This is a genomic window from Ktedonobacterales bacterium (assembly GCA_036557285.1).
Classification (GTDB): domain Bacteria; phylum Chloroflexota; class Ktedonobacteria; order Ktedonobacterales; family DATBGS01; genus DATBHW01.
Genome location: DATBHW010000054.1, coordinates 1 through 12,034, shown reverse-complemented (window position 1 = coordinate 12,034; position 12,034 = coordinate 1). Strand labels below are relative to the sequence as shown.

Sequence of the window (12,034 nt, the reverse complement as noted above, 5' to 3'; positions counted from 1 at the left end):
AAGCGAGGGCGCATAGAACGACCTTTCCATCCGGGCCAGGGTAAGGAACGAGTGATCGAGTGTTCAAGCATCTTGCATCGTTGACGTGGACGTTTCCGGCGGATGGGCAAGAGATTGCCGCGCTGGCGGTATACGCGGAGCCGGTGGAAACACCGGATGGGCTGGTTTATCGGCCATTCGGGGCAGCAGACAGCGGGCCGGAGGGTGTTGCCTGCGTGGATGACGTGGCGCGTGCCGTGGTCCTGGGCCTGCGCGCCTGGGAACAGGAGCGCGATGCCCAGGGGCGCGATCTGGCGCGGCGCTGGCTCACCTTCCTGCCCTATATGCAGGGAGCAGATGGCCGCTTCACGAACTTTATTCTGAACAGAGCGGGCGAGCGCAATATGACCGGCCAGACTTCCTATCCAGGCGGCATCTGGTGGACAAGCCGGGCGTTGTGGGCGCTGGGCGCGGCCTATCGGGTGCTGGGCGATGAGGCCGCGCTGCAACATTGGCTGCTCTGCCCGCTGCCAGCGCGCGCTGAGACGGCCAGCTATGCCAAAGCAACAGGCGTGCTGGCGCTGGCTGCGCTGGAAGTGCTGCGAGCTGACCCTCCTCCGCACTTGCGCGAACGCTTCAAGCAGCTACTGGAAGACTGGGCTGCCGATCTCTTCGGCTGCATGGATGGCTACCTGCGCGATGCGCCAGGACAGGAACAGGTGGGACTCTGGGGCTATCATCAGTTCCCCGCATTGGCCGAAGCAGGCGCCTGGATGGAGCGCCCGGAGTATCTGGAGGCTTGCGCCCGGACGGTGGAGCGGCTGGTTGAGCCAACGCTGGCGGCAGGTTTTCTCTATGCGTTTCCTGGGGTAAAAGAGAATCAATGCGCCTATTGCCTCTCGCCCATGATGCAGGGGCTGGCTGATCTCTATCGAGCGACGGGCGCGGCGCGCTATCGCACCCTGGCGCTGCGCACGTTTGGCTGGTTTACCGGGGATAATGACGCCAGTACAGTGATGTACGACGCGCAGACGGGGCGCTGCCTGGATGGCATCACCAACGACCAGGCATCGCGCAACTGCGGAGCGGAATCGGCTATCGAGGCCGGACTGGCCGAACTGGAGCGGCTGCGTCTGGAGCGAGAAAAGAATTAAAGCGCCTGGCTATTGCTGGCCTACCAGTTCGGCGATGGTCTGGAGCAAGACATCGTGCGGGCAGGGCTTGACCAGATAGGCGCTGGCGCCCAGGTCCATAGCGTGCTGGCGGTGCTTGTCGGCGGCGCGCGAGGTCAGCATCGCTACCGGAATGCCGCTGAAACGCTGCTGGCCGCGCAGGATGCTGAGCAGGCCATAGCCATCAAGCTGCGGCATTTCAATATCCAGCAGCACCAGTTGGGGGCGGTCCTGCATAATGAATTGCAGCGCCTCTATGCCGTCTTTGGCCGACCTGACCTGATACCCCGCGCGCGCCAGTTGTAATTCCAGGGTGCGGCGCATGAAAAGCGAATCATCCACCACCAGCACTTTCGGCCCGCTGGCGGCGCCAGCCGCTGGCGCTGGCTCATCGCGCAGCGCCTCGAAGCGATCACTGGGCAGGCCGCTGAGTACACGATGAGCCAGCTCCGGCAGATCAAGCAGCAGCAGCAGTTCACCCACGGGATTCAAGATGACGCCGCGCACTCCCCGGCGGCGCAGGTGCGGCGGCAGGCGCTTGATGACCACCTCGCGCTCGGCCAGCACTTCATCAACGTAGACGCCCACCTCTCGCTGCCTCAGCAGCACGATCAAGGCCACCTGGCGAGGGGGTATCTTTGGTTCTTCTTCGCTCTCCCCGGCTAACTGTGGTGGGACGCCAAGGACTTCGCTCAGGCTGAAGAAAGCCGTCATTTCAGATGGCGTCTGGCTTTCCGGCTGCCAGATGCGCGCAACGCTGCTCAGCGGCACGGCATAGACTTGCTGACCCGCGCGCACAAAGAGCGCGGGCAAGATGCCCAGCGAGATGGGCAGGCGGATATGGAAGCTCGTACCCTCGCCTGGTGTGCTGTGAATGTGCATCTCGCCTTTCAGGTTCTCGACAGCGGTACGCACCATATCCATCCCCACGCCGCGCCCGGCAATGGTGGTGACTTCCGGGCTGGTGCTAATGTCGGGCAGAAGCATCAGATTGAGGGCTTGCTCCGAGTCCAACTGCTCTGCTTCCTCTGGCGCGAGTTTGCCAACCGCAATGGCGGCGTTGATGAGCCGGTGGGAGTTGATGCCGCAGCCGTCATCGCCGATCTCAATGCTGATCTCGTTGCCGGTATAGTAGGCATGCAGCGTGATCGTCCCAACATCGGGCTTGCCCAATTCGCGCCGCTCTTCCACCGATTCGATGCCATGCACCGCGCAGTTGCGCACGAGCTGCGCCAGCGGGCCGGTGATGGCTTCGATGATGTCGCGGTCAATCTCGGTGGTCGCGCCGGTAGACATGAAATTGATCTGCTTGTTTTGCTCCTGGGCAATCTGGCGCACCGTTAACTGGAGCCTGGGAAAAATCCGCCCGATGGGGACCAGCCGCAGATGAGTGATGTCGCGCTGAATGGAGCCGGTGAGTCTATCCTGCGCTTCGGCCAGACCATTCATCTCACGCAAAAGACCTTGCAAGCCGTCGCTCAGGGTGGCAATGTCATTAACGCCTTCGCGCAGCGCCCGCAGCAGATGGCTATGCTCGCTGTCGAAGTTTTCCAGGTCCAATTCCCTGCGCCGGGCCGCTTCCTCGCCATGTGCGGGGAACGACATGCCCAGCGGGCGCGACGGCGTGCCGCGCGCGGCGAGGCGGGTCATCTCCGCCCGCGCTTCTACTTCGCCTGGAGCGTATGGCTCCTGGGTCTGCTGGGAAAGCTGGAAAACAGGCCCTGAAGCCAGAGGGGCGCTGAGCATCGGCGCTTCTTCGTCAAGCTGGTTGACCAGTTGAGTCATCTTCTGGACGACGCGATGCACCTCAGCCAGCGATTCGTTAATTTCGGCGCGTGCCTGTTCCGTTCCTGCGCGGTTGCTTGCCAACTCGCCGACCATGCCCATAAGCTGATCCAGGCGGCTGACCTCGACGCGCAATGAGTGTTCGCGGCCCATCACGTCGCCAACACGGGCGCGCTGAGTACCCAGCGAGGGATGGCTTTGATCGGGGGCAAAGACATCAACCGAAACGCTCTGCTGGTGCGCGGCAGCGGCCAGGCGGCGCGAATCCGGCAGCGTCGCCGAGGGATCATCCAGATTCTCTGGCCCGCTGGCGGCCAGCAGCGCCTCATATTGGGCGCGCAGGCGTTCCAGCCCCTCGGCGTTTTCCCTTTCCAGCGTGGGCTGCTTGCTCAGGGCAAGCTCCAACTCGATGATCCCGCGCATCAGGGCGTCCACGACGGCGGGGGCATATTCCAGCCGACGGCTCCTGAGCAGGTCGAGGATGTCTTCCAGGCAATGGGAAAGGCCAGCGACCACCTGAAGATCGAGCGTGGCCGCCGCGCCCTTGATCTTGTGGGCCACGTGGCGCATTTCCAGAACGGCTGCTGGTCGCTCTTCAGGCGTCTCCAGCCGCGCGAGCGCGCCCTGAAGGACGTAGAGATCGTCCAGGGTTTCCGCGCGGAAAAGTTCCAACATTTCCGGCGGGATCACTTCGCCAGCCGCTGGCGCTGCCTCTGGCGTGTTGGCGGCCTCTGGCCCCTGCGCCGCTGGCTGCTGCGCCAGGGGTCGGGTAACTCCTGCGGCTGGCCGAGGCGCTGGGTCGCCCCTTTCTCCTCGCCCTTCGGTATCGGAGCCAGCGGGAAGCTCCGCCCTGGCAGCATCAGCAAGGTCGCTCTCGCTGAAGGCGCGCAGGATGGCAAGGTCTTCGTCGCTCAGTGGCTCAGCAGGGGGCAGCGCGCCCTCTTCTGGAGGCGCAAGCCAGGAGCCAAGTCTCCAGAGCCGTTCTTCCAGGGAACGCAGCGGTTCATCATCCTCCGGGGCGGGCAGTTGAAATTGCCCGCTGGCCTCCATCGCCTCCAGACGATGGCCGAGATAGGCGATGGTAAAGTCGAGCAGATCGATCAGGGCGCTGTTGATGCTGGCGCTCTGCGCGGTGGCTGGACTGGCCCCGATGCTGAGCAAACAGCTTTCCAGACCCTCGGCCAGTCCGGTGAAATCGGCAATCTCCAGCGAACTGCTCAGTCCGGCGATAGTGTGGAAGAGCCGTGTGAGTCCCGCCGCCGCCGAACGAATGTCCTCGCCAGCAGCCTGTGGGTCGCGCAGTGGCTGCGTAAGGTCGCCGACCATCGCGCAGTAACTGCGGATTTCCTTGATAAAGGTAGGAAGATATTTGTCACTCATCGGCTGCTTCCTCACTAATCAATTGCTGGAGGAGGCTTGCCAGCAGGCGAGGGAGGTCCAGCAGCAGCACCGTCCGGTCGTCTTCCGAAGGGAACCAGGCGGCTTGAAGATGGGCGACGGCAAAGGTGGGCAGCGCGCGTATTTCAGCGCCAGGCGGCTTCTCAAATTGGTGGTCTTCAATGAAGGCGACTTCGCCCAATTCTTCCACCAGCAGCGCCAGCGATGCGCCAGCGTTTTCAGCGATGATCACCGGAGCGCCAGCCATCGCGTGTCGCCCCGCATTGGCGGCGGTGATGGGGTCGAACAACAAATCGCTCAGGTTCACCAGGCCAATCGGCTCGCCACGCAGGTTGATGAGGCCATAGAGCCAGAGAGGGCTGAAAGGCAGGGGAGTGATGGCTGAGACTTTGGGCAAGACTTCGCGCAGATGTGACACAGGCACGCCCCAGCGCACGTTATTCAGCTTGAAGGTAAGGAAAGGTGTGCCGCTGGGCGGCTCCGCCATCTTCTGCTCATAGAGCATGGCTGCGGCGCGCTGTTCTTCCTCGCTCAAAAACAGATCGGTGTCAGGCGGCCAGAAGACGCCGGGCGACCATCGTGCCTTGTTCTCTGCGCTGCTCATCACTCGTGGCGGCCCGCGCGCGGACCTGTCCTCCTTCTGGCTGGCTGCGCCCCGGCGCTAGAACTGCCCGCCTGTCGCGCCCACCAGGCGATTGATTTCTGCCAGCAGGAGAGCAGGATTCAGGGGCTTTTTAAGATAGCCATTTGCTCCCAGGCGGCGACCATAGAACTCCTCCGGGGCGCTGCTGCGCTGGGTAAGCATGACGATGGGGATATGTTGGGTCTGTGGGTCTTTGCGCAACGCGCGGCAGACTTCGTATCCGTTGACTCGCGGCAGAATCAGGTCAAGCACCACCAGATCAATAGCGACGCTGCGTATTTTTTCGCGTACCTCGTCACCATCGCCCGCCAGCACCACACTGTATCCGGCTTCGTGTAGGCAATCAGCGATCATCGCCTGTTCGGTGGGGGAATCCTCAACCACCAGCACGGTCCTACGCCCGTTTGGGGCAAACGTCATAGCAGGTTCATCCTCCGGCCTATTGGGTAAAACTGGACACACAGCGAGACGCCAGGCGCAAACAGAAGCGGAACGGTTCTCCCTGATGAAGCCCTCGTCGGCTCGTTCCTAATAATCGGCTCGTTCCTAATAATAAGAATAGCTGCCGGCAGGCTGAGTTTGCATAGATATATCCGGGGGGCCAAGATGCGAACGGACGCACGCGATCACTTCAGCCGTTTTGAATGGTTTGGTAATATATTCTTTTGCGCCCGCCCAACGGCCACGCAGTTTGTCAAAAACACCATCGCGCCCGGAAAGCATGATGATCACCGTATTCCCCAGGCGATTCTTTTGCTTGAAGGCGCGCGCGATTTCATAGCCGTCCATTTTGGGCAGGCCCACATCGAGCAAGATCAGGTCAGGTACGGGAACCTCACCTTTCGAGAGCGCGCTCATCGCTTGTAAACCATCTGGAAACGAGACAACCTGGAAACCCTCGCGTCGCAGGCTGCTCTCCATGATTTTGCGCACTGTCAATGAGTCATCAATCACCATGACAAAGTTTCCCATGCGCTGCGATCCTCCTTTTTGTATGCTGTCCTGATCGGCGCACCTGGCGAGGCCATAGAGCGCCGATGCAATGTTCCTCCCTACTGTGGAGGGGGTTCTCCCTGGAAACCAAGAAAGAGGGCGTCCCAGGCTTCCTGATTTTGCATGCGTTCCAGCGGTGAGACGATGCGTCCATTGATTGCCTGGAACGTGGCGCGTAACGCCCGCTGTAAAGCATCGGATGCCATATCATGAAACTCGCCTGCCGTCTGGTCTACATTCCGTCGGTCCAGATAGCCTCGGCAGTAGTGGGTAAAGTCGTCAATATCAATCTGGTTATCTTGTATCTTCAGGGTGTAGCCAGGGATGCGGTCGAGACCATCGCGTTCGAGCAGCGAGACGAGGGTATCAGGTGAGAGGCTGATGCCGTTCTGTTCATAGGTTTCTGCCAGATTGCTCATCGTCCAATTAATAAAGTTCGCCAGCGCGACGAGTTGCTCTACGGGCTGGCGACGGTGTAACCATTCTTGCTCAATCTTGCTCAGCAAGCTGAAGAGGTCGAAGCTCTCCATGCTGAGCCGCTGGGCCGGAATAGGCAGTCCTGGTCTGCTGTTGGATTCCACCGACGCCAGCAGGGACCGCTCGACCAGCGGCGCAAGCAATCGCGCCACCTCAAGTTCTGGCTGATGGATGGCGGAGGCGATACGCCGGACGGTGCGATAAGCGTTGACATGGGAGATGGCGCGCCAGGTATTGAGGTCGAAGCTCAGCAGCATGCCCTGCGGAATCTTGAGCGCCATTTCCAGGCGGGTGCGCATGCCATCGGGCAGAGTATGTTGGAGTTCGTCCCATTCCTGTGTGTAGCGCAGCACCTCCATCACCACCCGTGTGACCTCGATGCGCAGGGGCATATCTTCGGTGGGCAGATGCGCGCCAGGCAGAAACTCATAGGCCCCCTCCTGCCATTGAGCCATTTCGCGCACCGTCCACAGGAGCTGCGTTTTCAGGGCGTCTTGCAGTTGCTCCGGGGTGATGATCTCGTAATCAATCAGCAGTTCTCCAATGCGTTTACCAAGGGGGTCTTGTGTCTGGAGGTCGTAGGCCCCGTCTAGCTGCTCGGCGGTTGCCATGCCGAGTTGCTGGAGAACCAGGCCCAGGGTGAGGGCCTCGGTGTTGAGTTCGGTGCAGGAGCCAAGAAAGCCGTCGTAGAAATAGATGATGCCGGTGCGCCCATCAGGCCGGTGCAGGTGCAATGCGCCGGTCATGTTACCCAGCCCCATCATCTGGAGGATTTCTGCTAAATTAAATTCATCAAGCGACCCTCGGAGGGGTCTGGCTTCCGTTACCATACTACCTCAAAGTGGGAGGACGGAAAACATGAACGCCTTGCAAAAAGACAATCAACTAAGGTATACACTATAATCGTTCAACAATCAAGGGAGGTTCTGCTAAAAAAGGCTTGGGAATATGGTGAACGCGGGCATTATAGCGTAGTGGTTCATCAAAAGACAAGAGGGAAAAGACGATTGACGCCTTGAGCAGCAACCGCTTCTGCCAGTTCATGCATCGTGCGCTGAAGCACAGGATGCCGCATCTGTGGGGCAATTTCGGCCAGGGGCGTCAAGACAAAGGCGCGCTCGGCCATGCGCGGGTGCGGAATGATCAGATCGGCTGTGTTGATAATCTGATCGCCATACAACACGATGTCGAGATCGATCTCGCGTGGGCCATAGCGATAGCTGGGCGTTCTTCCCAGGCGCTGCTCCAGGGCTTTGAGGAAGCGGAGCAGATCGTGCGGCGAAAGCTGCGTGCGTCCGGCGCAGACAAGGTTATGGTAGAGCGGCTGCTCCACGACCAACTGCGGAGCGGTCTCATAGACGCTGGATACCCGCTCGACCTGATAGGCTGGCGCGAGCTGCGCCAGCGCGGCGCGCAGAAAGGCGTCACGGTCGCCTAGATTGCTGCCCAGGCCCAGGATAACCAGGGGCAGCGTTTGCTGCTGATCGGATGAACTGGAAGTCATACGCCCTCTCGGGAGAAATATAGGACACCGCCCATGCGTACTCCCTGTAAACATTATGGCACACGCGGGCTGCGTCTTCTATCAAATCCTGTTGCATGCTTGCGGCTTCGACTTGTAGCGCCGCCTCCCTTCGGGAAGGACCGCTTGCCTCGGCTGGGCCTCGGCACTCTCGCTCCCGTTGGTCGCTCGCGCGTCCCTCCAGGCGGCCAGCGTTTAGCCGCCTGGAAGGCGGCGCTACAGGTAAAACGCTCCGCTTCATGCGGATTTGGTACTATACGCTCTAGAGCTATTCGCGGGGCAAGAAAAAATGAGCCGGTGCAGCATGGAGGGCGTGTTGCTTTTGTGCGTAGTATAGTATGGGGGCAGGTGTGTGCTGGCAACCCCTATTTACCTGCTGTTCACCTTGCCCCCTGCCATGTTTACCTGCGCGTGCTAGACTCTCTGGTGTGGGGGCTGTGGTGAGATAGCTCCTTTGGGTGGGGGAAATGCAGCAGCCTGTACTCAGAAATCAGGTAATCACCTGATGGCAGAAGCAGAAACTGGCGGGTACCATGTGGTACGATACTGAGAGACGGATGTGTTCCCCTTTCCCATCCTGTTGAAATCTTCACCTGGGATAGAATAGGCAAGCATGTTAGGCGTTATTGGTCTGGATCATCATGGAGCGCCGACAGCAGTACGCGAGCGGCTCGCTTTTTCGGGCGCGGCGCTCGTTGAGGCGCTGGCGACCTTGCGCCGCTCGGAGGCGCTGGCGGAAGCCGTCATTCTCTGTACCTGTAATCGCACCGAAGTCTACGCGGCAGGACCATCCTGGGCAGCCGTCCGCGCAGTAGTGGAAGCGTTTCTGAGCGCGCGGTATCTGGCCGACGTGTCTGCACAGTCTTCCACGCGAGCGGATGGGAAGGCTGCTGCGCAGGATAAGGACGCGCTCAGCCAGTATCTCTACGCGAGCGAGGGCCTGGAGGCGGCGCGGCATTTATTTCACGTCGCTGGCGGGCTGCGTTCCATGCAGGTTGGCGAATCGCAGGTGCTGGGACAGGTGAAAAGCGCCTTTGTGGCGGCCTCGCGGGCCGGGGCAGTTGGCGAAGAACTGCACGCGCTCTTTACGGCGGCGCTCAAGCTGGGCAAGCGCGTGCGCACCGAGACAGGCATCTCGCGCGCGGATATATCGCTCAGCGGGGCAGCAGTGGCCCTGGCGCGCGATGCGTTGGGGGGCCTGGCGGGGCGTTCGGCGCTGTTGATTGGCGCGGGGCGCACGAATCAAATCTGCGCGCGCCTGCTGCGCGCCGAAGGCGTGGGGCGGCTGATCCTGGCAAATCGCGCGCCCGAAACTGCCCAGGACTTTGCCCGCACCGTCAGCGCCGAGACGGTGGCGATCAGCCAGGTGGCTGAGATGATTCCAGCGGTCCAGTTGATCATCAGCGCGACAGCAGCGCCCCATCTCATTCTTTCGGCGGCGACGGTGGCCGAAGGCTGCGCAAGTCGGCGCACGCCGCTGGTCATTCTGGACCTGGCGGTGCCGCGCGATGTGGAAGAGGCGGCGGGATTACTCCCCTCGGTTTGCCTGTATAATATTGACGCGCTGCGCGGCTATGGCGAAAGCGAGGGCCACGCGGCAGACCTGAAGCGGATTGCCGAACTGGTCGAAGAATCAGTGAGTGAACTCAATCGCTGGCAGCAGGTGCGCAAGGTTGCGCCCGCGATTGCCGCGCTGCGGCAGCATGTGGATGCCTCGCAGCAGGCCGAACTGGCGCGGGCGATGGCGCAGCTTGGACATCTGGACGAACGTGACCGCGAAGCTGTGCGCCAGTTTGGGCAGCGCATGGTGGATAAGATGTTTCATCATCTGGTGAGCCGGGTGCGCGAGGTGGCGGAAAAAGAGCCGCCCGATGCGGTACTTGATCTGCTGATGCAGTTGTTTGCGGTCTCCAACCCATCGGCTGATGGGCCAGGCCCCTCTGCCGAGAGCGAAGCTCCCGTCGCGCCGCCGACCAGGCACGCACCAGGAGCATAGCTGACTACTGCTGGCGGACCAGCCTCTGTCGTTCTGGAGGGGACGTTGATGCGGTTTCATCGAAGGCTGACGGCGCTGGCTCCCAAACTGCTGAAAGTGGCGCTCTTTGGCGTTCCGCTGGCGACCCTGGCCGTTTTCTTCGCCTGGGAAGTACCGCGCATCAGCACGATTACCTATCGGCAGACGGATGCGCTGCCGATTTTTCTTGGCCTGCGCGCCCTGCTCGCGGGGAATGACCCCTACGCCCTCTCAGTGGGCGCGGACGCCTATCGCCTGGCGCTGGGAACCAGCGGCCCGGTCTCCCTCGACCACGCCGCGCAGTTTGGCTTCCATTATCCCCTGCCGCCTACGCTCCTCTATCTCCCGATGAGCCTCTTCTCCTCGTTGGAGGCGGCGGCCTTTATGGCCCGCGCGCTGACGGTGGGGGCTTACCTGGCGGCGCTGCTCTGCCTGGCGCGGCGCTATGCGTCCGACGCCCGCCCGCCGACGATGGCCTGGCTGATGCTTTGGGGGATGGCCTGGTGGCCGTTTCTGGCGGTCATCCTGCCCATTATCCAGCCAACGGGCATTGTGGTTGCGGCTCTGGCTTTTTGCCTGCTGGCAGTGGGAACGCGCCGCTGGTTCTGGGCTGGCTGTGCCCTCTTCTTTGCGCTGCTCAAGCCGCAAGATGCTCTGCCCGTGCTGGCTCCGCTGGCGATCTGGGGTCTGCCGCGCGCTGAAGCCCGCTGGCGTCTGCTGGCTGGCTTCGGCGCGATTGCCGTCTTACCTGTCGCGCTCTCGTTTCTCTGGCGGCCTGATTGGCTTGTGAACTGGGCCAGCGCGCTCATCGCGCTTCCCGCGCATATCCCCGCCTATTATCTCAACCCGCTGGCCTCGCTGGCGCAGGCGCTTGGTATAGCAGGCATCTTGATCTGGGCGCTGGCGGGCGCGCTGCTCAGCGCCTGGCTGGCGCTGATGATCTGGGGGGCGCGCCAGGCCTGCCAGCCAGAAGCATCAATCGCCGCCAGGCGCTGGATACTGCTCAGCCGCGCGCGTGACCCGCAGTGGGGCATCGCGGTGGGCTGCGCTCTGGCGCTGGCGCTGCTGCCACGCACAGGCGGCTACGAAATCGCTATCGGGCTGATCCCCTGGTTCTATGCCTGGCAGTGGGCAGGCGAAGCCGCGCCGCCCAGGAAGCGTCGGCTGGCGCGAGGCTTCCTGGCGGCGCTCTGGCTGGCATGTGGCGCGCTGGCCTATAGCGATCACGGCTATGGCAGCGGCGTGGCCTTTGGGGTTGGATTGCTAGTGGCGCTTGGCGCTCTGCTAGCGATTGCTCCTGGATTCAAGGCTGAGCGCGCTACGCCCGATGCAGCCGCTCATTTGATTTCTGCGCCGCGCACCCAATCGTAGCCAATAGCCGGGTCGTCGTGGGGGATGCGGCCCTCTTCGGCGAGATCGTAGGTCCGCGAGGTCACGTAGAAAAGATGCGCCGTACCCCCAATGGCCTTACACCCATGCGCGACGCCCGCCGGAATCTTGAGAATGACGGGCGCATAGTCCTCGCCCAGCAAGAGTGTTTTGGTCACGCCGCGCGTGGGGCTGCCCTCGCGCAAATCGTGGAGCGCCACCTTCAGCGTGCCTATAGGGACATACCACCAGTCAATCTGAGTTGTATGGATATGCCAGGCTTTGGCAACCCCTGGGAACATCTTGGAATGGCTGAGCTGCGCGAAGCCTTCAGCAAAGAATGGGTCGGTGGCGCGAATCAACTCCAGAAAGAAGCCGCGCTCGTCGGGATGTCGGATCAGATGCTTGAGGACAGCGCCCGCGATCCCTATCTCTTCCTCATCAGGCGCGCCAGCGTTCGCATCAGGAGGCATAATCTGGCCTCGCTTTCTGCTGTCTAAAGTCTACGTTCGTATTATACGCACAGGACCAGAGGGTCCTTATCTAAGTAGATAGCCATTGAAATTTAGAGGACTTCAGACCACAGCGGCGCAACCGCTCGTCATTGGTGAGGCCGTCGAGCCAAGCTACAGCTCGCTCGGCTTCTTCCTCCAACGAGGCATACGCCCGATTGGCCGCGATGA

Annotated in this window: 10 protein-coding genes; 3 read left to right on the top strand and 7 right to left on the bottom strand. The window is 61.6% G+C overall.

Annotated features, from left to right (window positions below):
- The first annotated feature begins 59 nt into the window (after window positions 1–59).
- Window positions 60–1,133 (top strand): hypothetical protein, encoded by a 1,074-nt coding sequence (locus VH599_15835; protein ID HEY7349787.1) that lies wholly within the window; start codon window positions 60–62, stop codon window positions 1,131–1,133.
- A 9-nt stretch (window positions 1,134–1,142) separates the two neighbouring features.
- On the opposite strand, the gene VH599_15830 is transcribed toward VH599_15835, so the two are convergent.
- The 6 genes from VH599_15830 to folK all read right to left on the bottom strand — a co-directional run bounded on the left by VH599_15830 (window position 1,143) and on the right by folK (window position 7,951).
- Window positions 1,143–4,316, bottom strand: a complete 3,174-nt coding sequence (locus tag VH599_15830; protein ID HEY7349786.1) for a response regulator — start codon at window positions 4,314–4,316, stop codon at window positions 1,143–1,145.
- Window positions 4,309–4,938: a chemotaxis protein CheW gene (locus tag VH599_15825; protein ID HEY7349785.1), complete on the bottom strand. Its 630-nt coding sequence runs from the start codon at window positions 4,936–4,938 to the stop codon at window positions 4,309–4,311. Before VH599_15825 ends, VH599_15830 begins: the two co-directional genes overlap by 8 nt.
- 57 nt (window positions 4,939–4,995) lie before the next feature.
- Window positions 4,996–5,397: a response regulator gene (locus tag VH599_15820; GenBank protein HEY7349784.1), complete on the bottom strand. Its 402-nt coding sequence runs from the start codon at window positions 5,395–5,397 to the stop codon at window positions 4,996–4,998.
- Window positions 5,398–5,523: 126 nt separating this feature from the next.
- Entirely contained in the window at window positions 5,524–5,949 is a 426-nt protein-coding gene (locus VH599_15815; protein ID HEY7349783.1) for a response regulator, read from the bottom strand.
- A gap of 80 nt (window positions 5,950–6,029) precedes the next feature.
- Window positions 6,030–7,277 carry a DUF4388 domain-containing protein gene (locus VH599_15810; GenBank protein HEY7349782.1) on the bottom strand — a complete coding sequence of 416 codons (1,248 nt, stop codon included), beginning with the start codon at window positions 7,275–7,277 and terminating at the stop codon, window positions 6,030–6,032.
- Between the two features lie 152 nt (window positions 7,278–7,429).
- On the bottom strand, window positions 7,430–7,951 hold the full coding sequence (folK, locus tag VH599_15805) for a 2-amino-4-hydroxy-6-hydroxymethyldihydropteridine diphosphokinase (protein HEY7349781.1): 522 nt from the start codon (window positions 7,949–7,951) through the stop codon (window positions 7,430–7,432).
- 631 nt (window positions 7,952–8,582) lie between these two features.
- Here folK and hemA point away from each other — a divergent pair.
- Window positions 8,583–9,965 carry a glutamyl-tRNA reductase gene (hemA, locus tag VH599_15800; protein HEY7349780.1) on the top strand — a complete coding sequence of 461 codons (1,383 nt, stop codon included), beginning with the start codon at window positions 8,583–8,585 and terminating at the stop codon, window positions 9,963–9,965.
- 48 nt (window positions 9,966–10,013) lie between these two features.
- The gene (locus VH599_15795) at window positions 10,014–11,354 is read left to right on the top strand and encodes a glycosyltransferase 87 family protein (GenBank protein ID HEY7349779.1); all 1,341 of its coding nucleotides are present in this window, start codon (window positions 10,014–10,016) and stop codon (window positions 11,352–11,354) included.
- Here VH599_15795 and VH599_15790 read toward each other — a convergent pair.
- A complete protein-coding gene (locus VH599_15790; GenBank protein ID HEY7349778.1) occupies window positions 11,321–11,824 on the bottom strand; it encodes a dTDP-4-dehydrorhamnose 3,5-epimerase family protein in 504 nt (167 codons plus the stop codon). The two genes, VH599_15795 and VH599_15790, sit on opposite strands and share 34 nt — an antisense overlap.
- Window positions 11,825–12,034 lie beyond the last annotated feature (210 nt).